We start from the raw sequence: 22162 nt of genomic DNA on the forward strand, positions 1-22162 counted from the left end.
TATTGATAAAAATTCTCAATGGACAAAACAAAGAAATCAGCTTGTCAAGCTGATTTCTTTGCCATGCTACTGGTTTTTCTTGCGTTTTTTGTTAAACTGCCTTTCTTTTTCCGTTAAAGGCTCGTTTGAAAATTCTTCATTGTATCCGGCGCCTTTCCCTTGCGCTTTTGCCGCATTCATGCCCGGCCGGATATGGTTTGCTTTTTGTCTTGTCACAAGGCTCACCTCCCTGGCCACAGTTTCAGTATGTTGAATAAAGGGAAAATCATACCTTGTCGATAAATTTTTTGCAAACCAAATGGCAGGCGATATAATTAAAACTTATCACGGACAATAATATTATTGTTATTTACTTATGTCATTTATTGTAATATGATGAAGCTGTGGGGCGTTTTTTACGAATCATTCTGTTAATCTTTTAATTGATGAAAATACGAATCATGACAAAGGGGGAAAAGACATGTCCAATGATGTCTTTAAAGCGCGTACCGTTTTTGAAGTAAATGGGAAACGCTATCACTATTACCGCCTGACAGCGCTAGAGGACGCAGGAGTCGCCAATGTTGCGCGCCTGCCTTATTCGATTAAAGTGCTGCTTGAATCGGTGCTCCGCCAAATGGACGGCCGCGCGATTACGAAAGAACATGTTGAAGACTTGGCGAAATGGGGATCGGATGAAGTAAAGGACAAAGAAGTCCCGTTTAAACCGTCGCGCGTTATTTTGCAGGATTTTACCGGTGTCCCGGTTGTTGTTGATCTTGCTTCCCTCCGCAAAGCGATGGCTGATTTGGGCGGAAACGCGGATAAAATCAATCCGGAAGTGCCGGTTGACCTTGTGATCGACCACTCGGTTCAGGTTGACAAATACGGCGCGCCGGATGCCCTTCAGGTGAATATGGATTTTGAATTCAAACGCAATGCCGAACGCTATAAATTTTTAAACTGGGCACAAAAAGCGTTTGACAATTACCGTGCCGTTCCGCCTGCAACGGGGATTGTCCACCAGGTAAACCTTGAGTATCTGGCAAGTGTCGTCCATGAAAAAGAACTGGAAAACGGCGAATATGAAACGTATCCGGATACCCTCGTCGGGACCGACTCCCATACGACAATGGTCAACGGCCTCGGTGTGCTCGGATGGGGTGTCGGCGGCATTGAAGCGGAAGCCGGCATGCTCGGACAGCCTTCGTATTTCCCAATTCCGGAAGTCATCGGCGTAAAACTGACCGGATCGCTTCCGAACGGGGCAACCGCAACCGACCTTGCGTTAAAAGTCACCCAGCTTTTGCGCCAAAAAGGCGTGGTCGGCAAATTTGTCGAATTCTTTGGCCCGGGCGTCTCGACGCTGCCGCTTGCAGACCGTGCGACCATTGCAAATATGGCGCCTGAATACGGGGCAACTTGCGGTTTCTTCCCGGTTGATGATGAGTCGCTTGCCTATTTGCGCTTAACCGGCCGCAGCGAAGAACATGTAAAAGTTGTGGAAACTTACTTGAAAGAAAACGGCATGTTCTTTACGCCGGACAAAGAAGACCCGGTTTATACGGATGTGCTTGAACTGAACCTTTCTGAAATTGAAGCCAACCTTTCCGGCCCGAAACGCCCGCAGGATTTGATTCCGTTATCGCAAATGCAGTCCGCTTTCCAAAAAGCGATTACGGCGCCTGCCGGCAACCAGGGTTTCGGACTGGATGAAAAAGAGCTCGATAAAGAGGCTGTTATCCATTTTAACAACGGCGAAACAGCCGTGATAAAAACCGGCGCAGTCGCCATTGCAGCGATTACAAGCTGCACAAACACTTCAAACCCTTACGTTATGCTCGGGGCCGGCCTGCTTGCGAAAAAAGCGGTTGAAAAAGGGCTGGAAGTGCCGAAATATGTGAAAACTTCGCTCGCGCCGGGATCAAAAGTCGTGACCGGCTACCTAAAAGACGCCGGTTTAATGCCGTACCTCGAACAGCTCGGCTTTAACCTGGTCGGTTACGGCTGCACGACCTGTATCGGTAACTCCGGCCCGTTGAAGGAAGAAATTGAAAAAACCATCATGGACAATGATCTGCTCGTAACGAGTGTCCTTTCCGGGAACCGGAACTTTGAAGGCCGGATCCATCCGCTTGTTAAAGCCAACTATCTGGCTTCGCCGCCGCTTGTGGTTGCTTATGCGCTCGCAGGAACGGTGAATATCGATTTAAACCATGACCCGATCGGCAAAGACAAAAACGGCCAAGACGTCTACCTGAAGGATATTTGGCCGCAAGCGGATGAAATCAAAGAAAATGTCCAAAAAGTCGTCACGCCGGAACTGTTCCGCAAACAATATGAAAACGTCTTTACCGACAATGAACGGTGGAATGCGATCGAAACGAGCGACGAACCGCTGTATACATGGGATGCGGAATCGACTTACATCCAAAATCCGCCGTTCTTTGAAAATCTCTCGCCTGAACCGGGCGAAGTACAGCCGCTTTCAGGCATGCGTGTCATCGGCAAATTCGGCGATTCGGTGACAACCGACCATATCTCGCCTGCGGGTGCGATCGGTAAAGACACACCTGCCGGAAAATATCTGTTGTCAAAAGGAGTCGAACCGCGTGACTTTAACTCTTATGGTTCCCGCCGCGGCAACCATGAAGTCATGATGCGCGGAACATTCGCCAACATCCGCATCCGCAACCAGATTGCACCGGGTACGGAAGGCGGCTATACGACTTACTGGCCGACGAATGAAGTGACGTCGATTTATGATGCTGCCATGCGTTATAAAGAAAACGGCACCGGCCTTGTGGTTCTCGCCGGCAAAGATTACGGCATGGGCTCATCGCGCGACTGGGCGGCAAAAGGCACATACCTGCTCGGCATTAAAACCGTGATTGCGGAAAGCTTTGAACGGATCCACCGTTCCAACCTCGTTCTCATGGGCGTGCTGCCGCTGCAGTTCAAAAAAGGCGAAAATGCCGACACGCTCGGCTTAACTGGCAAAGAAACATTTGATGTCCATATTGACGAAAATGTTAAACCGCATGACTGGGTAAAGGTTACGGCAACTGACGAAAACGGGAAGAAAACGGAATTTGAAGCGCTTGTCCGGTTCGATTCCGACGTAGAAATTGACTATTACCGCCACGGCGGCATCCTGCAAATGGTGCTGCGCGAAAAACTGCAGCAGTCCAAAAATGAAGTGCAATCAAAATCATAATGTTTAAAAAAGCTGCGGCAGAAGCCGCAGCTTTTTTTTGAACCAAATTTATAATTTTTCCCATAATTGCCCATACTAAGTAAAAATACTTGTAAGGAGTGGGCAAATATGAGAAAAACCCATAAAAAGACCTTTTCGGATCTTGTTGCCGAAAATAAACAGGAACTGTTGCGCGACAGGGATGCGCTGATGCGGATAGAAGAACGGCTGGACCGGAAACACGAGATGAAATTAGCAGAATAAGCCACTGTTTGTGGATCATAATCCGCTTTCCTCCGGGGGAAAATGTATGAGGAGGGGGGAGATGTGATGAGCAATCCAAACAAGAAAAGCAAATATTTCGTTCCCGATCATCTTGGCACGCAGCCGCGCGGATTTTCCGGCAATAAGGGGAAGAAGATGCAGGACCGTTCGGGACAGCATGCACAGGTGATACAGACAAAAGGGGAGTAGCTTCAACAGCCGAAGGAGGAGAACACAATGGCGCATAACCGGCCGAAACCGGACGACCGCAGCGATAATGTGGAAAAACTGCAAAACAAGATCCACAATACGATCGAAAACATGGAAAGCGCGGAAGAATCGCTTGCTGTTACAAGTGATGAAACGCAAATCCAACAAATAAAGGAAAAAATGAGCGGCGCCGTGAAAGCCTCGAAGCGATGAGAACCGAGGTAAAAGACGAAGCCGCATACAAACAGCAGCAATAAACGAAAACGGCCTTTCGACGGAAAACAGCAGCGTTTCTTTGGAACCACGCCTTTTCCCTCTCGGAAAGGCCGTTTTTTCTCCCTTTTTGCTGCGGCCATGCGTGCATGCGAACCTTTTCCCGGCCCTGTATCAGGCATCCTTTTAGGAGGGGGAATTTTCTTTATGCTAAAATAAAGATGTTGACTGTACATATGAAAGAGGTGTCCGGGATGTTTGTATCAGAAGCAGAAATCAAAGTGCGATATGCGGAAACAGACCAAATGGGGGTTGTGTACCATGCTAATTATCTTGTCTGGATGGAAGTGGGGCGGACGAAATTAATCGAAGACCTTGGCTTCCGCTATGCAGATATGGAAAAAGACGGGATTTTGTCGCCGGTCATCGATATTCAAATTTCATACAAAAAACCGGCCCGTTACGGGGAAACGGTGACCGTAAAGACATGGGTCGATGCATATGACGGGCTGCGCGTAAAGTACGGCTATGAGGTTTACACAGAAACCGGCGACCTTGCCGTGGCCGCGAGTTCAACGCATGTCTGCGTAAAAAAAGACAGTTTCCGCCCGGTTGCGTTCCGCCGCCTCTACCCAAAATGGCATGAAGCATATGAAAAAGCAAAAAAATCATAAAGCGGGGGATGAATTTTGGCTTTTGGCATACACCGCAACCAGGTCAAAGCGTGGAAAGCGGCGATTGACCACGGGGAAATTGCGTTTTTAACGCATTTTTGGCTGGACGACCGTTTCCCCAGCGCAAAATCGGTCACAAAAGTCGGCTGTAAAGATCTTGAGAAACTCGCTGCATGGGGAGCGCGCTACCAGCTGAAAAAAGAATGGATCCATGTCCGCAAAGACGGTTACAGCCATTTTGACCTGCTTGGCCAAAAACAGCGGGAGATTTTGCAAAAAGAAGGGCGCCTTGCGGAAGCAAAAAAATTTTTAAAATAAAAAACCGGCATCACTGGCAGCAAAAGAGCAGCTGCCGGATGATCCCGGTTTTAACCTTTTTTATATTCGTATACCGGTTCATCCCGTTCCGGGTCGTACCCGATATACAAATCATGGCCGTCAAAATACCATTCGTCCGTGCTTTCAATGAAAAAGGCATTGCCGTTCCGTTCAACGGCCGCCGCCGGATCGTCGGGAATGTCCTTTTGAACGCCAAGTGAAAATCCGTGCTGGATAGGCGTGGAACCGCCATATTTGGCAAAAAAGCGGACGGATTCGCCGTCATCCAGTTCCAGTTCCCTTTTAAACCAGTTTACCGCCTCATCTGTAATGTGAATTTTCATGCCGCCACTTCCTTCCAACTGCCTTTTGCATTTTCATTATAGACCAAAGCACGCTTTTCCCCTAACCTTTTGCCTCTGGACCGGTTCCGGGTTTGCAGGAAATATCCGGTTTTAGAAAAAATGGCTGCCTTACATCCATTTGACTTTCGGCTCGGTCTTATTTTTAATCCGCTTAATATTGGCTTTATGGCGGTAAATAATGAAAGAGGCGAGCGCCAGAACGATGACAAACAGCGGCCAGTCATGCGTCACGATCATATAAATGAGCGTATACAGGATGCCAAAAAAAGCCGCCATGATGGAAGAAAGCGAAACATATTTGCTTATTTTTAAAGTAACCAAAAAGACGATAATCACCATAACAAACAAGGGCCATTGGTAGGCAAGGACAACGCCTGCAGAAGTGGCCACAGCTTTGCCGCCTTTAAATTTGGCAAATACCGGAAGCATATGGCCGATCACCGCAATCAGCCCGATTAAAAGCGGGTGAACCGTATGCTCCAGGCCAAAAAAGTGGGGCAATAAAGTGGCGACTGTCCCTTTCAGAATATCCACCACTGTTACGACACTGCCGGCTTTGAACCCGAGAACACGGAACGTATTGGTCGCGCCGAGATTCCCGCTGCCGTGCTCGCGGATGTCTATCCCGTAAAAAAGCTTACCAACGATCAGGCCTGTCGGGATTGAGCCGAGCAGGTAAGCCAAAAGGACCATCAGGGCAATAGTCATGTGCAAAACTCCTTGGAAAAAATCTATGCTTATTGTAGCATGTTCTTAAAGGAAAGAGGAATATTTTTTGTCGATTCCGTGCAGATTTTCGCGCCAGGCAGGAATTAGAAAAGATCAAGCGAATGTTTAAGATGGGACCGGACTGGCGAAAGTACAAGAAAGGAGAGGGGTTGATCAAATGGCAATAGAAAATCCGAGCAGGGAAGAAATCAGGGAAATTTTACAAAAAGCAAAACGGATTGCAGTGGTAGGATTGAGCAATAACCCGGAAAAAACATCTTATATGGTAGCCAAAGCCATGCAGGATGCCGGTTATGAGATTATTCCGGTCAATCCGAAAGCAACGGAAATTCTCGGGGAAAAGGCTGTTCCGTCTTTAAAAGATATCGAAGGCCATGTGGACATTGTCGATATTTTCAGGCGGCCCGAATATTTGCCGGAGCTGGCACGGGAGTTTGATGAAATCGATGCGGATGTTTTCTGGGCGCAACTTGGCATCGAAAACGAAGAAGCGTACCGGTTTTTAAAAGAAAAAGGCTATACGGTAGTGATGAACCGCTGCATTAAAGTGGAACATGCCCTGACAAAATAGGCTTTTTCATGCAGGCGCCAGCTTAAAGGGCGCTTGCTTTCTTTATATTTGCCCAATCAAGCGGCCGTTTGCCGGAGAAGTTCCATAACCGTTGCTTTGCCCCTGCGTTATTTCCGCATACCCTTTACAAATTCCGTTTTATCGATAAAATGAGTATGATAAAAACGGCAAATGATGTTATAATGAGAACGAATATTTGTTCCTATGAACGGCGGATGCACGTGCTTTGCAATTGAAAGGGGAATAGATGTGGCGAAGAAACAAAATATATTGGAATATAACGATGATGCGATCCAGGTGCTGGAAGGGCTGGAGGCAGTAAGGAAAAGACCGGGCATGTACATCGGGTCGACCGATGCGCGCGGTTTGCACCATCTTGTCTATGAAATCGTCGACAATGCGGTGGATGAGGCGCTGTCTGGGTACGGAAACCATATCATCGTCAACATTCACAAAGATAACAGCATCAGCGTCCAGGATTTTGGGCGCGGCATGCCGGTCGGGATGCACAAGCTCGGCAAACCGACAACGGAAGTGATCTTGACGATTTTGCACGCCGGCGGAAAGTTCGGGCAGGGCGGCTATAAAACGAGCGGCGGCCTGCACGGTGTAGGCGCGTCCGTCGTGAATGCCCTGTCGGAATGGCTGGTTGTTACGATACACCGCGACGGTTATGTGTATGAACAGCGTTTCCGTGACGGCGGCAAACCGGAAACAACGCTTGAGAAAACCGGGAAAACCAATAAGACCGGCACAACGATACACTTTAAACCCGACCCGTCCATTTTCAGCACCATCACTTTTAATTACGATACATTATGCGAACGGTTGCGCGAATCGGCCTTTCTTTTAAAAGGGTTAAAAATTGAAATCACCGATGAACGTTTCGGGCGGCATGATCTGTTCCACTACGAAAACGGCATTGAAGCCTTTGTCCAGTACTTGAACGAAGGAAAAGAAGTGCTCCATCCGGTTGTGTTTATCGAAGGGGAAACAAACGGAATCGAAGCGGAATTTGCCTTTCAGTTTAACGACGGCTTTTCGGAAAACATTTTATCCTTCGTGAACAACGTGCGCACGAAAGACGGCGGCACGCACGAGGCTGGGGCAAAAACGGCCTTGACGCGCGTCGTGAACGATTATGCAAGAAAAACCGGACTGTTAAAAGAAAAAGATAAAAACCTCGAAGGGACGGATATCCGCGAAGGGCTGTCCGCCATTATTTCCGTCCGCATTCCGGAAGAGCTGCTCCAATTTGAAGGGCAGACGAAAGGAAAACTTGGCACAAGCGAAGCCCGCTCTGCAGTTGATACGATTGTTTCGGAGCACCTGTCTTATTTTCTTGAAGAAAACCCGGATACAAGCAATCTTTTGATCCGGAAAGCCATCAAGGCGTCGCAGGCAAGGGAAGCAGCGAGGAAAGCGCGGGAAGAAGCCAGAAGCGGCAAAAAACGGAAGAAATCGGAAACGACTTTATCCGGAAAGCTGACGCCGGCGCAAAGCCGCAATCCGCAGCGGAATGAATTGTATCTGGTTGAAGGGGATTCGGCGGGCGGTTCTGCGAAACAGGGGCGCGACCGGAAATTCCAGGCTGTTTTGCCGCTGCGCGGAAAAGTCATCAACACGGAAAAAGCAAAGCTTGCGGATATTTTTAAAAATGAAGAAATCAATACCATTATTTATACGATCGGTGCCGGTGTCGGCCCTGAATTCAATTTGGAAGACGTCAATTACGACAAAGTCATTATCATGACCGATGCCGACACGGACGGTGCCCACATCCAGGTGCTGCTTCTCACGTTCTTTTACCGCTATATGCGGCCTTTGATCGAAGCGGGAAAAGTTTACATCGCGCTGCCGCCGCTTTATAAAGTCAGCAAAGGCACCGGCAGGAAAGAAATCGTGGAATATGCGTGGACCGAAAAAGAATTGGATGAAACGATCAAAAAAGTCGGACGCGGCTATATCCTGCAGCGTTACAAAGGGCTCGGCGAAATGAATGCCGACCAGCTTTGGGAAACGACGATGAATCCGGAAACGCGGACTTTGATCCGTGTCCGCATTGATGATGCGGCCCGTGCCGAACGGCGGGTGACCACGCTCATGGGCGATAAGGTCGAACCGCGCCGGCAATGGATTGAAAATCATGTGGAATTCGGTCTTGAAGACGATACCAATATTTTAGACAATGAGAATTTGATGATTGAGGAAGGGGACATGAACGGATGAAGACGGCTGAACGTTTTCAAGATTTGCCTTTGGAAGAGGTGCTGGGCGACCGCTTCGGCCGGTACAGCAAATATATTATCCAGGATCGTGCCCTTCCGGATGCGCGGGACGGCCTGAAGCCGGTGCAGCGGCGGATTCTGTATGCGATGCATGTAGAGGGGAACACCGCTGACAAGCATTTCCGGAAATCGGCAAAAACGGTCGGCAACGTCATCGGCAACTACCATCCGCACGGGGATTCTTCCGTTTATGAAGCGATGGTGCGGATGAGCCAGGACTGGAAGCTGCGAAATGTGCTCATCGAGATGCACGGCAATAACGGGAGCATTGACGGCGACCCGGCCGCGGCCATGCGGTATACGGAAGCAAGGCTCGCCCCGATTGCATCCGAACTCCTTCATGATATTGATAAAGAAACGGTTAAATTTATCCCGAATTTCGATGATACCGCAAATGAGCCGGTTGTGCTGCCCGCCCGGTTTCCCAACCTGCTGGTGAACGGCTCGACCGGCATCTCGGCCGGATATGCAACCGAAATTCCGCCGCACCACCTCGGGGAGATCATTGACGGGGCCATCATGCGGATGGAAAACCCGGATTGCACGGTGGACGACCTGATGGCGGTCATAAAAGGCCCTGATTTTCCAACAGGCGGCATTGTCCAGGGAATTGACGGGATTAAAAAAGCATATGAAACTGGCAAAGGCAAAATGGTCGTAAGAGGCAGGACATCGATTGAAGAGATCCGCGGCGGGCGGAAGCAGATTGTCATCGCAGAGATTCCTTATGAAGTCAATAAAGCCAATCTTGTCAAAAAAATCGACGAGCTCCGGATTGACCGGAAAGTGGAAGGCATTTCCGAAGTCCGTGATGAAACCGACCGGACCGGGCTCCGGATTGTGATCGAACTGAAAAAAGATGCGGATGCAGACAGCGTCCTGAATTATTTATTTAAAAACACCGATCTCCAGGTTTCCTACAATTTCAATATGGTGGCCATCCATAACCGCCGCCCGCAGCTGATGGGACTCCGCGAATTGCTTGATGCTTATATTGAACACCAGAAAGAAGTGGTCACAAGAAGGACGGCATTCGATCTCAAAAAAGCACGTGACCGCAAGCATATTGTCGACGGCCTGATGAAGGCACTTTCCATTCTCGATAAAGTCATTGCGGCGATTCGGGCATCCAAAGATAAAAAAGATGCCAAAGCGAACTTAATCGCAAAGTTTGATTTTACCGAGCCCCAGGCTGAAGCGATCGTCACGCTCCAGCTCTACCGCCTGACCAATACGGATATTACGACGCTGCAGAATGAAGCGGAAGACCTTGAGAAAAAAATTGAGACCTATCTCGCGATTTTATCCAGCGAGAAAAAACTGTTCACGGTAATCAAAAAAGAACTGAGAGAAATCCGGAAAAAATACGCCGATAACAGAAGGACAACGATTGAAGCGGAAATACAGGAACTAAAAATCAATCTGGAAGCAATGATCCCGAATGAAGATGTGATGGTCACCATTACGAAAGATGGTTATATTAAACGGACAAGCATCCGTTCTTACACCGCTTCAAACGGCCGGGACCTTGCTATTAAAGACAGCGACCGCCTGCTCTTTAAACGGCAGCTCAATACCGTCCAGACGGTGCTGCTTTTCACAAATAAAGGGAGCTATATCTATTTGCCGGTCCATGAACTGCCGGATATCCGCTGGAAAGATCTCGGGCAGCATGTTTCCAATCTTGTGGCGCTTGAGCGCGATGAAAGCATCATCAAAGTGCTCCCGATTGAAGATTTCAACCAGCCGCAGTTTATTTTGTTTTTTACGAAAAACGGCATGGCGAAGAAAACGGAATTGCAGCAGTACCAGGCACAGCGCTATTCGAAAGCCCTTGTCGCAATAAACTTAAAGGGCGATGATGAAGTGGTCGATGTCCACCTGACAGACGGCTCGAAAGAAGTCTTCCTCGCTTCCCGCCTCGGTTACGGGCTCCGGTTTGATGAAGCGGAAATCAGCGTTGTCGGCCAGCGGGCAGCAGGGGTAAAAGGCATGAACCTGAAAGAAGGCGACCGGCTCGTTAGCGGGAAAATCATTGAAGATCCGGAAAAAGATAAAGTTTTCATTGCGACCCAAAGAGGCGCCGTCAAGAAGATGAAAGTGTCCGAATTTGACAAAACAAGCCGGGCCAAACGCGGCGTCCTCATGCTGCGCGAATTAAAAGCCCATCCGCACCGGATCGCCGGGGCCGTGATTGCAGGCAATGGGGAAACCGTCTCGGTCGTAACGGAAAAAGGGCATCAGGAAGACATTCCACTCCATGACTTGCGCGACCATGACCGTTATTCAAATGGCTCATTTGCCATTGATGAAGAAGAAAACGGGACAGTGGCAGAAGTATGGAAGCAGGAACCGGAAGAGGCTGCCGCGGAAGAAAACGATTGAAAAAAGTGTTTGCCGTTTTCGGCAAACACTTTTTCCATCTTCAGGCAAGTTTTACATAATTCTATTCTTGCGGCGTATCCTAAAGGAAAACGGATGCGGGGTGAGAAGATGAAAAAAGAATACATGCTTGCACTGCTCGCATTATGGTTTATGGCAGCCGGCACGGTTGTGATCGCGGACGCGGGCGGGAAGACGAAAGCCGGCAAAATGGTGATTCACCGGTATGAGGCGGATGTAACCGGGGACGGAAAAAAGGATGCGATTATACTGGAAGGCATCCCGTTTGCTGCTGGCAGCCCGTATATGAAAAAGATTTGGGCGCGGATTGCCGCGTCGGAAGGAAAGAAATATAAACTGCCGTATGAGCCCGGGTATGAACCGGAAATCCGGTTCAAAGACCTCAACCATGACGGTGTAAAGGACATGCTCGGATCAAGCAATAGCGGCGGAAGCGGGGGCATAAACCAGTACCGCCTCGATACGCTGAAAGGCGGCATTTTAAAATATTTGCCGATGCCGCCCGTGTTAAAGCTTAGCGGCAAATTTGAAAATGCCCTGTCGGCAAGGCTTAACATTGAAAATACGAACGAAACATTCCTGATTGATTTAAGAAAACGGAAAAAAGATTATATCCGGCTCGGCATTTACCAAAAGGATGGAATGCTCAATGAGCCGTTTGAACTGATGATCGATCCGGTGGCGGTTTACAAACCGGTGAAAATAAAAGGCAAAAAAGGATGCGGGCTCGAAGGTTACCAGCAAATAAGCGGCGCCTATCATGCAGATAAACTGGGCGATGTCAAGGCAACATGGTATTTTGAAGACGGCAAATGGATCCTGGTCCGTGCCAAATGGCAGCCGGCAAATGCATAAAAAAACTCCCGCGCTGGGAGTTTTTTTATGCGGATTTGAAAATTGAAAATGTTTTTGCGCAAAAATAGATTATAATAGTAATAAATTACAAATAAAACAGGGGTAGAGCAGATTGGACAGACAAAAAAGCAAGTACAGATGGATTGTTTTTTTCGCGGTGCTGTTTTCCTATATGGTGATTGTCAGCCAGCGAACGGCACCGGGCTTGATTCCGGATAAACTGATGAGCGAGTTTCATTTGACAGCGTCCGTCATCGGTTTGTTGACAGGTGTGCAGTTTCTCGCTTATGCGGGGCTGCAAATTCCGATTGGGATGTTTTCCGACCGGTTCGGGCCGAATATTTTTCTGGTTACAGGCACTTTATTTAGCGGCATCGGCACGTTCTTATACAGCATCTCGCCGAATGAAGCGTGCCTGCTCATATCCCGGGTGCTCGCCGGCATGGGGGATGCGGCCATTTGATTAATCTTGTCCTGATCTTAAGCCAGTGGTTTTATGCGAAAGAGTTTGTCGGGCTGATCGGTTATGCCGGCATGGGCGGAAGCGTGGGTTCTTTGCTCGCAACCGTTCCGCTGACAGCCTGAATATCAGCTTCAGGATGGCGCCTGCCGTTTTTTGTAACCGGCATCCTGCTGCTTGCAAGTACGGTGATGCTGTAATGCCGTGCTTATCCGGCTGCCGCAAAAACGGGAAGGGGGAGCACATGCGCATGCGAAAGTCCGCCACTCCTTTGACGTGAGGGAAGTCGGATCGGTTTCCGGATTTGCCAATACCGGCGGCTTTTTAAGCGCGGTGCTCTTGCCGAGCTTGTTTGGGAAAGTGCTGGACCATTTCAATGCTGCTGATGCGGCCGGTTACCATTACGGCTTTTTAATCCCGGCGTTCTTTTCGCTTTTTGGCGTGCTCGGGACGGTGATGATCCGGGAAACGGCGCACAGCAGCTGCCCGTTTGAATGATAATAAAAATTTTTAAAAAAACCGGTAAAATGGTTCACGTATCCTTTTAAATGTGTTATACTAATGAACGAAAAGTATAACACATTTGTCAAACAGTGCATATACTGGTGGCATACGGGAGGGGCAGTGAAAAGAAACCACATACATACGGAGCCATTTTCCGGTTCGAAAAGGATGGGAACGATACATGGAACAAAAAGAAATAGTGCATATCATCTCGGACTCGGTCGGAGAAACGGCTGAATTTGTTGTAAAAGCGGTTGCTGCGCAGTTTAACGGCGGCCACATTGAAATCAGGCGGCACCCGCATGTGGAAGAAACAGACGATATCGAACCGGTAATTGAGGCGGCAAAAAAACAAAATGCCATCATTGCTTACACGATTGTCGTTACCCCTTTGAAAGCATACATTGACCGCCGCGCCGGCGAAGAGGGGGTTATTGCGGTCGACCTGATGAATCCGTTGATGGAAGCTTTTATGAAAAAGTTTCACAAGGAGCCGTACCATCGCCCGAAATTAATGCGCAAGCTGGATCAGGAATACTTTAAAAAAATCGAAGCCATTGAATTTGCCGTGAAATATGATGACGGGCGCGATCCAACCGGGCTGAAAAAAGCGGACATTGTCCTGCTCGGCGTCTCCCGGACGTCGAAAACGCCGTTGTCCATGTATTTGGCGCACCACAGCTTTAAAGTGGCGAATGTCCCGATCGTGCCGGAAATCGCGCCGCCTGATGAATTGTTTTCCATCCCGCGGGAAAAGTGCATCGGGCTGATGATTTCGCCCGAGAAACTGAATGAAATCCGGAAAGAACGGATCAGGGCAATGGGTTTAAAATCGGACGCCAATTATGCGAGCTTTGAACGGATTTATGAAGAACTCGTTTACGCGGAGAACATCATGCGGAGACTCAGATGCCCGGTCATTGATGTTTCGAATAAAGCGGTGGAGGAAACAGCAAGCCTTATTATTGAAATGTTCAAAAACAGGGAGGAGCTGCTCAAATGACAAAATTTGTCTACTTGTTCAACGAAGGCAACAGCCATATGCGCGACCTGCTCGGCGGCAAAGGGGCCAATCTAGCGGAAATGACAAACATCGGCCTGCCGGTGCCGTTCGGTTTCACAATTACAACCGAGGCATGCAATGACTATTATGCAAACGGCAAAAAAATTTCGAGCACAGTCGAAACGCAAATTGAAGAAGCGCTTTTGACACTGGAAGAAAAAACCGGCAAAAAACTGGGCGGCAAGGAGAACCCGCTGCTCGTCTCCGTCCGCTCCGGCTCTGTGTTTTCGATGCCAGGGATGATGGATACGGTACTGAACCTCGGCATGAACGACGAGACCGTGGAAGCTGTCGCAGGACTGACCGGCAATCCGCGCTTTGCTTACGATTCGTACCGCCGGTTTATCCAAATGTTTTCTGACGTGGTGCTCGGCATTGATGTATACCATTTCGAACACTTGCTTGAACAAACCCGGGAACAAAAAGGGTATACAGCTGATCCGGAAATGACTGCGGAAGACTGGAAAGACATCATAGCCGGCTATAAAAAAATCGTTAAAAAACATACGAAACAGGATTTCCCGCAAGACCCGAAAACGCAACTGTACCTTGCCGTAAATGCCGTTTTCGATTCGTGGAATAACCAGCGTGCCATTGTATACCGCCGCCTGAATAAAATTCCGGACCATCTCGGGACCGCCGTCAATATCCAAAGCATGGTATTCGGAAATATGGGGGATGATTCCGGAACCGGCGTCGCTTTTACACGGAACCCGTCAACAGGCGAACGCGTGCTGTACGGCGAATATTTAATCAATGCCCAAGGCGAGGATGTCGTCGCCGGCATCCGCACCCCGCAGCCGATCCAGGTGCTGGCAAAAGACATGCCGGAAGTGTACCGCCAGTTTGTAAAAACAAGCAAATTACTGGAAGAACACTACAAAGACATGCAGGACATTGAATTTACGGTGGAACGCGGCAAACTGTACCTTTTGCAAACCCGGAACGGCAAACGGACGGCGCAGGCTGCAATCCGCATAGCCGTTGAAATGGTGAAAGAAGGCATTCTCGATAAAAAGACAGCGCTTTTAAGGGTTGATCCGGAACAGTTGAATCAGCTCCTGCACCGCCGTATTGATGATGTCGCGGCCAAAAACCATCTTGCAAAAGGGCTGCCGGCATCCCCGGGAGCTGCAACCGGCGCCGTTGTATTTGATGCTGATGAAGCGGAACGGCTCGGCAAGGAAGGGAAAAAAGTGATTTTAGTCCGCCCCGAAACGACACCGGATGATATTCACGGCATTATTGCATCCCAGGCGGTTGTGACAAGCCGCGGCGGGATGACGAGCCATGCGGCGGTTGTCGCGCGCGGGATGGGGAAAGCATGCATCTGCGGCTGCGAATCTTTGAAAATTGATTTGAAAGCGGAACAATTTACGGTCGGCGATACGGTTGTCCGTTACGGGGATGTCATCACGATCGACGGTTCGACAGGTGAAGTGATGCTCGGCGAAGTCCCGATGATCGACCCTGAGCTTTCCGGCGAATTCAAAACGCTGCTTGAATGGGCGGATGAGGTGCGCGATCTCGGCGTGCGCGCCAATGCCGACAACCCGGCGGACGCGAAAAAATCGCTCGAATTCGGTGCAGACGGCATCGGCCTTTGCCGGACGGAGCATATGTTTATGGACATTAAGCGCGTGCCGATCGTTCAGGAAATGATCCTCGCCGAGACTTTGGAAGAGCGCGAAAAAGCTTTGGATAAACTGCTTCCGATGCAGCAGGGCGATTTTGAAGGCATCTTTGAGGAAATGGCCGGCCATCCGGTGACGATCCGCCTGCTCGATCCGCCAATGCACGAATTTTTGCCGGATAAGGAAGAACTGCTAGTAGAAGTAACAAAACTGCAGCTTACGGCACCAGGCTCAAAAGAACTGGAAGAAAAAGAATACTTGCTGAAAAAAGTCCAGCATCTTGCTGAATTCAATCCGATGCTCGGCCACCGCGGCTGCCGGCTCGGCATGATTTTCCCTGAAATCTACGAAATGCAGGTCAAAGCAATTTTTTACGCTGCCGCTGCCGTCCTGCAAAAGGGAATAAAAGTCCAGCCGGAAATTATGATTCCGCTTGTCGGCCATGTGAATGAGCTGAAACGGATGCGCGCGCTCGTGACGGATATGGCGAATCAGGTCATGGAGGAAAAGGGCTTGAAATTCGATTATACAGTCGGCACGATGATCGAAATACCGCGCGCCGCCCTTACCGCAGACCAAATTGCAGAAGAAGCCGATTTCTTCTCGTTTGGCACGAATGACTTAACGCAAACGACATTCGGCTTCAGCCGCGACGATGCGGAAGGAAAATTTTTGCAGCAGTATATCGAGCAAAAAGTGCTGCCGGAAAATCCGTTTGCCGTCCTTGACCAGGAAGGCGTCGGCAAACTTGTCGAAACCGGCGTCAAACTCGGCCGCCAGACAAAACCGGGCTTGAAAACCGGCATTTGCGGCGAACACGGCGGTGAAAAAAGCTCGATCGAATTCTGCTACAAAACGGGCCTGAACTACGTCAGCTGCTCGCCTTACCGCGTACCGCTCGCAAGGCTCGCCGCTGCACAGGCCACCATCCGGAACAAAAAAGAAGACACCGGTAAAGTGACAGTCGCTGCAAAATAAATCATTTTTTACAAAGCGCACGGCGGGTTACCCCCCCGTGTGCTTTTTTTCTGGCAGGCTCATGAAAAAAGCATGCCGGGGCGTGCTAACTCATAAGTAAAACATATCAATTAAGATGAAAAAGCCATTATTTATAATGATAAAAGAAGGAATGTAAGATTAAGGGGAGGAGGGATGAGGGTGGCATTTCATTTTATCGCAATCGACCATGTCCAGCTTGCTGCTCCACGTGGCAGTGAACAGACAGCCAAAAAGTTTTACGCGGAAATCCTCGGATTTACGGAAGTTTGAAAACCGGCAGAATTGAAAAAACGCGGCGGCTGCTGGTTTCAAAACGGAAAAATACAAATCCATATCGGCATTGAAGAACCTTTTTTACCCGCCAAAAAAGCGCATCCTGCATTTGAAGTCAGAAATCTCGAAAGCTTGAAAGACAGGTTTGCCCGCTATCAAGTTAAGTGGGCAGAAGACGGCAAGCTTCCAGGAGCAGCGCGTATTTACGCAACTGATCCATTCGGAAACCGGCTCGAATTTTTAGAATGGAAGAGCAAGTAAAAAAACGTGCAAAATGGTGAAATGAGAAATTGGCAATATCACTGTAAAATTGCGCAATCATGAAAGCAAATCCGTCTGGAAATCCAAAATGCGTGCATGCCTGCCCGGGTCTTGGTTAAAGTAACAAGGACGGAAGGAGGTATAAACATGGACAACACGAATGAATATGTGCAGAAGCTGAATGAACAGCAAAAGAAGCAGGAACAAAATAAAAAACGGCAGGGGAACGGAAGCCCGAGTGAAAAGCTGCCGACAAACCGGCACTAAAAAAATGGCGTGTGGAATACACGCCATTTTTCAAAAGAACGGGACAGCCACGCTCCAAAAAACGGGAACTAGTTTACATAATAATGTTATAAAAAACTAAACATTTCTTTACCGCTGAGATGCCTGTTTACCCGGAAAAATGGAAAAGGCAGCCAATCAGATGGCTGACTGGTTGCCCATGTTTTCTTCCGCTTTCATACTTCGCGCAATTTGTTGTGCATGGCGCTTTGCTTCTTTAACGGACTTTCCTTTTACCGTAATCAATCGTCCGTCAATAATGAAGTTGAAAATTCTGTTTCTCATATGTTATCACCTCTTCTTTGTTTACCCATTGTTCTTTTTTTAAAACATATGCTTCGTTCGGAAAGTTTGTTAGTAGTTGAAGATGCAGTTAGTAGTAAAAATATTGCAGCGGGCAGTTTCATGTTATCCGTCGTGCGCAGGAATTTTTTGCGGGACTCGGGCTTTACACTTATAAAATTATAACAGAAAAACAACGTAAATACAACATATTGATACGGAAAAGTTTTTTTCTGCCCATATTTTGAAAAGCTCTGCTTTAAAACTAATAAAAATCACATCATTCATTTGGACAGGCAACAGAATGGCAAAATTTCGTTCGCTTTATGTAGCATAGTAAACAAATCTTAAAGAAGAAAGGATGCAAAATCTTCTCACTTAAAGAACATATCCTCCAATTGGAAAAATCGCTGCTTGAACCTTCGACACGTTCGGATCCGGCAAAATTGGGCGCATTGCTGGCGGAATCTTTTTTTGAATTCGGCTCATCGGGAAACATCTGGCATAAACGGAAATATACCGGACCGGGCGGCATTGGGGTGAGGGAGATGGCGCTTACAGATTTTGAAATGCATCCATTGGCTGATGGCGTGGTCCTTGCAACCTGCAGGGTGGACGACCGAACAAGAAAGCAGCAAACCTTGCGCAGTTCCATTTGGAAATATACGGACAGGAGCTGGAAAATGGTTTTTCACCAAGGAACGGTTGCCTCCTCCAAATAATGTTTTCGTTATTTTGAAAACGTTTAAAACAATATGGAAACCTGTTACAATGGGGGAAAGGCAAAAGGGAGGAATTTGGATGTTGAAAAACGATTTGGCCAAACGGCTGAAAACACGGTACCCGTTGATTCAGGCTCCGATGGCAGGGGGCATCACAACACCAGAGTTGGTGGCTGCGGTGTCAAACGCCGGCGGGCTGGGCATGATCGGGGCGGGGTACTTAACCGCTGCTCAAACAAAAGAACAAATCCGGGAAATCAAACAGTTAACCGGAAACCCTTTTGGCATCAATTTTTTTGTTCCCGGCGGGTTTGAAGCGGCAAATGAAAAAATAACAGCCGCAAATGACATTTTAAATCGGGTCCGCAAACAGTTAAAAATAGAGGCAAAAGCGGAAATAGAAGTTCCTGATTTATATAGCGTACAAGATCAATTTTTGGCACAGGTGCAAGTGGCCATCGAAGAGAAAGTGCCTGTTTGTTCATTCACTTTTGGAATACCTTCCGGGAAAGTGATCGAAAGGCTGAAACAAAACGGGATCCTCCTTATTGGAACGGCAACAACCGTCGATGAAGCGGTTGAAGTGGAGCAGGCCGGGATGGACATGGTGGTTGCGCAAGGCAGTGAAGCGGGGGGCCACCGGGGAAACTTTTTGAAAGACCATGAGGAAAGCATGATTGGCCTGATGTCACTGGTTCCCCAGGTTGCCGACAATGTCCGGATTCCCGTCATTGCGGCAGGCGGCGTGATGGATGGCAGGGGGCTTGCAGCAGCGCTTTGCTTGGGGGCGAAAGGCGTGCAAATGGGAACCGCCTTCCTGGCCTGTAAGGAAAGCGGCGCACATCAGGCCCATAAGGAAGCCGTTCTCCATGCGAAAGAAGATGAGCTTGTCCTCACCCGGTCATTTTCCGGAAAATGGGCAAGAGGCGTAAAAAATGCGTTTATCTCGGAAATGAAGCCGCATGAAGCGCTTTTTCCGGATTATCCCGTGCAAAATGCGCTCACACAGGATATCAGAAAGGCTGCCGGAAAGCAGAACAACCGTGAGTTTATGTCACTTTGGTCCGGCCAAAGCCCGCGGCTCGCAAAACATCAAACGGCAAAAGCATTGATTGACCATGTCATAAAAGAAGCTGAAGAAATCATGGGCAAAATGCCTCAATCCCTATAGATTTTTACCGGCAATGAAACGAGGTATCAAGGCACCACCTGTAGCGTTAAGTCCAGTCATTGCCTGGACTGTAGCAGAAACCATATTAGGAGCCATATTTGCTCTTCTGAGTGCAAATATAAAGAGTGGCAAACTATTTGGATTTAGACACCCATGCCGCAGTGAACGCGGCACCAGCAGACGAATGAAAATCAGCCGGTGCAATTTTTCAGGATAGAAAAAATGGAAATTAATGGGCACGATAATCTTATGAAGAGGTGATGAAAACGATGGACAGTATTACAGCTATCTTTATTGTGGTATCAGTGATTATCTTGATTTCGTATTATATCCCCAGATTATCGTTTAATACAAAGTATGATGGATTTAAGTTATATCTAAATAGAGGCTTAATAGGTGTTCCTTCAGCTTTCTTATTAGCAAGCATTATTTTCTTGTTGATTGGAGCAATATTTTAAAAGCATTAGGGGAAGAAATTTGAAATTCATTGATGTAAAGCGGGAAGCATGCCGGTTCTGCCTGCCACTAAAGCGTGTTTCAAGGAAATTCCCCCCCTGCTTTTTATTAATAGATACCGGCTCTGCCCGCAAGAATAGTTAACGGACTTCCCGGATTTGCGAGAGCGGGTAAAATACCGCTTCGGTTTTTCCCGCCAGTTCTTTCTTCGGAATAAGGCCGAGCCCGTTTCTGCTGTCTTCGCTGTACATCCGGTTATCGCCCATTACGAAATATTTATTTCTTGGTACGGTGAGAGGCCCGAAGTTATTCGTCAACTTGCTGCCTTTTTTACGTGCTGCTTTCAGGTTTTTTGCAAGGTAAGGCTCTTTGTGCAACTTCCCATTAATGTAGAGATGGTCATTTTTGACTAGAATGGTATCTCCGGGAAGGCCGATAATCCGCTTTACATAGTTTTCCGTTTCTCCCTTGATGATGATGATATCGCCTCTTTGGTAATCGGCAGCAGAATGGACTTTATAAACGAGAATTTTATCGTGGTTATGAAGTGTCGGCTCCATTGATTCCCCTTCAACCATATAAGGGGCAATGAAAAATCCCCTGATGACCGCAACAAGCAGAATGGCAAATATGAATGATTTTAACAAGGTTTTTATCCCTTTGCTCATTTGACCAGCTCCCATGCATATCTTCATCGTATTCTATTCTTCCAGAAAGACAGGAAATCCTTTATATTGTTTAATAATATGCAACATTTCCATGTTATAAACATAAGAGATGGGGCACAGGAGCGATTTGTGCCATTCAAGGCGGCGGGAAATTGCGGAATCATCCGCCGTCCGCGGGATCTCGGAAAGCTGTAAAAATGCCCGTTCAACAGTCTTTAGGCAATTCGCACAAATCATGAGAGCTGGTAAATTTTTTTGATCACAGCATCTGTAAAAGCTGTTGTGGAAGCAGAGCCCCCCAAATCATGGGTAACGGTCCCATCTGCAATGGTACCCAAACATGCATCTTCCATTTTTTTCGCAATTTCATTCAGGCGGGGATCGCGGTGATGTGCACTTAACCATTGCAACAGCATGACAGCTGACAGCAGCATGCTTGTTGGATTTGCAAGATCCTGTCCGGCAATGTCCGGTGCTGAACCGTGTGCCGCCTGGGCCATTGCCTGTTTCCCGTTTGTGTTTAAGGAAGGGGATAATCCCAAGCTTCCCGCCAATTCACCGGCCAGGTCCGACAAGATATCACCGAATAAGTTTTCTGTCACAATGACATCAAAGTCACCGGCCCTGCGCACGAGGCGTGCTGCCATTGCATCAATAAGGACATCTTCCACTTTGACTTCAGGATAATATTTTTTGCCGGTTTCATAGCAAATATCGCGGAATAACCCGAATGCCAATCTAATGACATTGGCTTTGTGGACAATCGTGACCTTCTTTCTCCGGGACATAGCCAGCTTAAATGCTTCATGGGCAATTCTTTCAATTGATTTTCTGGTAAAAACGCCGGTTACAAGTGCTACATCCGGTGTAACCATACACTCTCCGGTACCGATGTACATATTCCGATCGGATAAAAAGCCTTCGGAGTTTTCGCGTAAAATTATCAGGTCGCTAAACCCGGCGACACTTTTTGTCCCGGGAAAAGTCCGACTTGGGCGAATATTGGCAAATAAATCAAAGCAATGCCGTAACTCGCCGCTTGGATTTCTTTTGAATAAACGGTGTTCATCCGGATATGCGGAGGAATCATGCGGCCCCATCAACCAGCCATCGGTTTCTTTCAGCCCTTGTTTTGTCACGTCCGGCATAGGATCATTGTATTTTTTAATTCCTTCCCAGCCCATTGGAAGCTCTATGAAAACAAATTCGGTTCCGTTTGCTGCTTTTGAAGCTGCAGCTTTCAACACTTTAACAGTAGCGCTTACAATCTCAGGCCCGATCCCGTCGCCATATAATACACCTAATTTATACGTTGTCAT

The 22162-nt window shown here is 48.0% G+C and carries 20 protein-coding genes and 3 pseudogenes; 17 read left to right on the forward strand and 6 right to left on the reverse strand.

Annotation, left to right across the window (positions count from 1 at the left end):
- Positions 1-66: 66 nt before the first annotated feature.
- Positions 67-216, reverse strand: coding sequence for a small acid-soluble spore protein O (gene sspO, locus NSU00_RS07125; protein WP_013859306.1), 150 nt, complete (start codon positions 214-216; stop codon positions 67-69).
- Between the two features lie 244 nt (positions 217-460).
- Between sspO and acnA the strand changes: the two genes are divergently transcribed.
- The 6 genes and pseudogenes from acnA to NSU00_RS07155 all read left to right on the forward strand — a co-directional run bounded on the left by acnA (position 461) and on the right by NSU00_RS07155 (position 4854).
- The gene (gene acnA / locus NSU00_RS07130) at positions 461-3196 is read left to right on the forward strand and encodes an aconitate hydratase AcnA (RefSeq protein ID WP_013859307.1); all 2736 of its coding nucleotides are present in this window, start codon (positions 461-463) and stop codon (positions 3194-3196) included.
- 108 nt (positions 3197-3304) lie between these two features.
- Positions 3305-3439: an FbpB family small basic protein gene (locus NSU00_RS07135; protein WP_013859308.1), complete on the forward strand. Its 135-nt coding sequence runs from the start codon at positions 3305-3307 to the stop codon at positions 3437-3439.
- A 66-nt stretch (positions 3440-3505) separates the two neighbouring features.
- Entirely contained in the window at positions 3506-3649 is a 144-nt protein-coding gene (locus NSU00_RS07140; protein ID WP_013859309.1) for an acid-soluble spore protein N, read from the forward strand.
- Positions 3650-3676: 27 nt separating this feature from the next.
- Positions 3677-3906 (forward strand): annotated as a pseudogene (gene tlp / locus NSU00_RS07145) (small acid-soluble spore protein Tlp).
- A 210-nt stretch (positions 3907-4116) separates the two neighbouring features.
- Positions 4117-4536: an acyl-CoA thioesterase gene (locus tag NSU00_RS07150; protein ID WP_013859311.1), complete on the forward strand. Its 420-nt coding sequence runs from the start codon at positions 4117-4119 to the stop codon at positions 4534-4536.
- 15 nt (positions 4537-4551) lie between these two features.
- Positions 4552-4854 (forward strand): hypothetical protein, encoded by a 303-nt coding sequence (locus NSU00_RS07155; RefSeq protein WP_013859312.1) that lies wholly within the window; start codon positions 4552-4554, stop codon positions 4852-4854.
- Positions 4855-4904: 50 nt separating this feature from the next.
- Here NSU00_RS07155 and NSU00_RS07160 read toward each other — a convergent pair whose 3' ends face one another.
- A complete protein-coding gene (locus NSU00_RS07160; RefSeq protein WP_013859313.1) occupies positions 4905-5198 on the reverse strand; it encodes a HesB/YadR/YfhF family protein in 294 nt (97 codons plus the stop codon).
- Positions 5199-5327: 129 nt separating this feature from the next.
- Positions 5328-5927 (reverse strand): glycerol-3-phosphate 1-O-acyltransferase PlsY, encoded by a 600-nt coding sequence (gene plsY / locus NSU00_RS07165; RefSeq protein ID WP_029141598.1) that lies wholly within the window; start codon positions 5925-5927, stop codon positions 5328-5330.
- A gap of 178 nt (positions 5928-6105) precedes the next feature.
- Here plsY and NSU00_RS07170 point away from each other — a divergent pair, with 178 nt between their 5' ends.
- From NSU00_RS07170 to NSU00_RS07210, 9 genes and pseudogenes are all read left to right on the forward strand, one after another.
- Positions 6106-6519 carry a CoA-binding protein gene (locus NSU00_RS07170; RefSeq protein WP_013859315.1) on the forward strand — a complete coding sequence of 138 codons (414 nt, stop codon included), beginning with the start codon at positions 6106-6108 and terminating at the stop codon, positions 6517-6519.
- Positions 6520-6768: 249 nt separating this feature from the next.
- On the forward strand, positions 6769-8748 hold the full coding sequence (gene parE, locus NSU00_RS07175) for a DNA topoisomerase IV subunit B (RefSeq protein ID WP_026104551.1): 1980 nt from the start codon (positions 6769-6771) through the stop codon (positions 8746-8748).
- A complete protein-coding gene (gene parC, locus NSU00_RS07180; protein WP_013859317.1) occupies positions 8745-11192 on the forward strand; it encodes a DNA topoisomerase IV subunit A in 2448 nt (815 codons plus the stop codon). Before parE ends, parC begins: the two co-directional genes overlap by 4 nt.
- 9 nt (positions 11193-11201) lie before the next feature.
- Positions 11202-12065: a hypothetical protein gene (locus tag NSU00_RS07185; protein WP_195850344.1), complete on the forward strand. Its 864-nt coding sequence runs from the start codon at positions 11202-11204 to the stop codon at positions 12063-12065.
- Between the two features lie 112 nt (positions 12066-12177).
- Positions 12178-13023, forward strand: a pseudogene (locus tag NSU00_RS07190) (MFS transporter).
- 187 nt (positions 13024-13210) lie between these two features.
- Positions 13211-14032: a pyruvate, water dikinase regulatory protein gene (locus tag NSU00_RS07195; RefSeq protein WP_013859320.1), complete on the forward strand. Its 822-nt coding sequence runs from the start codon at positions 13211-13213 to the stop codon at positions 14030-14032.
- Entirely contained in the window at positions 14029-16704 is a 2676-nt protein-coding gene (ppdK, locus tag NSU00_RS07200) for a pyruvate, phosphate dikinase (RefSeq protein WP_340702605.1), read from the forward strand. Before NSU00_RS07195 ends, ppdK begins: the two co-directional genes overlap by 4 nt.
- A 180-nt stretch (positions 16705-16884) precedes the next feature.
- Positions 16885-17259: pseudogene (locus NSU00_RS07205) on the forward strand (VOC family protein).
- A gap of 147 nt (positions 17260-17406) precedes the next feature.
- Positions 17407-17526 (forward strand): DUF4023 family protein, encoded by a 120-nt coding sequence (locus NSU00_RS07210; protein ID WP_029141592.1) that lies wholly within the window; start codon positions 17407-17409, stop codon positions 17524-17526.
- Between the two features lie 156 nt (positions 17527-17682).
- On the opposite strand, the gene NSU00_RS07215 is transcribed toward NSU00_RS07210, so the two are convergent.
- The gene (locus tag NSU00_RS07215) at positions 17683-17829 is read right to left on the reverse strand and encodes a hypothetical protein (protein WP_013859324.1); all 147 of its coding nucleotides are present in this window, start codon (positions 17827-17829) and stop codon (positions 17683-17685) included.
- A 395-nt stretch (positions 17830-18224) separates the two neighbouring features.
- Here NSU00_RS07215 and NSU00_RS07220 point away from each other — a divergent pair, with 395 nt between their 5' ends.
- Positions 18225-18548 (forward strand): nuclear transport factor 2 family protein, encoded by a 324-nt coding sequence (locus tag NSU00_RS07220; protein ID WP_340702606.1) that lies wholly within the window; start codon positions 18225-18227, stop codon positions 18546-18548.
- 79 nt (positions 18549-18627) lie between these two features.
- Positions 18628-19719, forward strand: a complete 1092-nt coding sequence (locus tag NSU00_RS07225; protein ID WP_061566842.1) for an NAD(P)H-dependent flavin oxidoreductase — start codon at positions 18628-18630, stop codon at positions 19717-19719.
- A gap of 596 nt (positions 19720-20315) precedes the next feature.
- On the opposite strand, the gene lepB is transcribed toward NSU00_RS07225, so the two are convergent.
- Both lepB and NSU00_RS07235 read right to left on the reverse strand, forming a co-directional pair.
- Complete coding sequence (lepB, locus tag NSU00_RS07230) at positions 20316-20843, reverse strand: signal peptidase I (RefSeq protein ID WP_340702608.1); 528 nt, start codon at positions 20841-20843, stop codon at positions 20316-20318.
- 233 nt (positions 20844-21076) lie between these two features.
- On the reverse strand, positions 21077-22162 hold the full coding sequence (locus NSU00_RS07235; RefSeq protein ID WP_014098336.1) for an isocitrate/isopropylmalate dehydrogenase family protein: 1086 nt from the start codon (positions 22160-22162) through the stop codon (positions 21077-21079).

This window comes from Weizmannia sp. FSL W8-0401 (genome assembly GCF_038009125.1).
Taxonomy (GTDB): Bacteria; Bacillota; Bacilli; order Bacillales; family Bacillaceae_C; genus Weizmannia; species Weizmannia coagulans.

What these genes read in the sequence shown, in the direction of transcription:
- acnA (WP_013859307.1), top strand. Translation starts at nt 461, where the DNA reads ATGTCCAATGATGTCTTTAAAGCGCGTACCGTTTTTGAAGTAAATGGG.
- NSU00_RS07135 (WP_013859308.1), top strand. Translation starts at nt 3,305, where the DNA reads ATGAGAAAAACCCATAAAAAGACCTTTTCGGATCTTGTTGCCGAAAAT.
- NSU00_RS07140 (WP_013859309.1), top strand. Translation starts at nt 3,506, where the DNA reads ATGAGCAATCCAAACAAGAAAAGCAAATATTTCGTTCCCGATCATCTT.
- NSU00_RS07150 (WP_013859311.1), top strand. Translation starts at nt 4,117, where the DNA reads ATGTTTGTATCAGAAGCAGAAATCAAAGTGCGATATGCGGAAACAGAC.
- NSU00_RS07160 (WP_013859313.1), bottom strand. Translation starts at nt 5,198, where the DNA reads ATGAAAATTCACATTACAGATGAGGCGGTAAACTGGTTTAAAAGGGAA.
- plsY (WP_029141598.1), bottom strand. Translation starts at nt 5,927, where the DNA reads ATGACTATTGCCCTGATGGTCCTTTTGGCTTACCTGCTCGGCTCAATC.
- NSU00_RS07170 (WP_013859315.1), top strand. Translation starts at nt 6,106, where the DNA reads ATGGCAATAGAAAATCCGAGCAGGGAAGAAATCAGGGAAATTTTACAA.
- parC (WP_013859317.1), top strand. Translation starts at nt 8,745, where the DNA reads ATGAAGACGGCTGAACGTTTTCAAGATTTGCCTTTGGAAGAGGTGCTG.
- NSU00_RS07195 (WP_013859320.1), top strand. Translation starts at nt 13,211, where the DNA reads ATGGAACAAAAAGAAATAGTGCATATCATCTCGGACTCGGTCGGAGAA.
- ppdK (WP_340702605.1), top strand. Translation starts at nt 14,029, where the DNA reads ATGACAAAATTTGTCTACTTGTTCAACGAAGGCAACAGCCATATGCGC.
- NSU00_RS07210 (WP_029141592.1), top strand. Translation starts at nt 17,407, where the DNA reads ATGGACAACACGAATGAATATGTGCAGAAGCTGAATGAACAGCAAAAG.
- NSU00_RS07215 (WP_013859324.1), bottom strand. Translation starts at nt 17,829, where the DNA reads ATGAGAAACAGAATTTTCAACTTCATTATTGACGGACGATTGATTACG.
- NSU00_RS07225 (WP_061566842.1), top strand. Translation starts at nt 18,628, where the DNA reads ATGTTGAAAAACGATTTGGCCAAACGGCTGAAAACACGGTACCCGTTG.
- lepB (WP_340702608.1), bottom strand. Translation starts at nt 20,843, where the DNA reads ATGAGCAAAGGGATAAAAACCTTGTTAAAATCATTCATATTTGCCATT.
- NSU00_RS07235 (WP_014098336.1), bottom strand. Translation starts at nt 22,162, where the DNA reads ATGACAACGTATAAATTAGGTGTATTATATGGCGACGGGATCGGGCCT.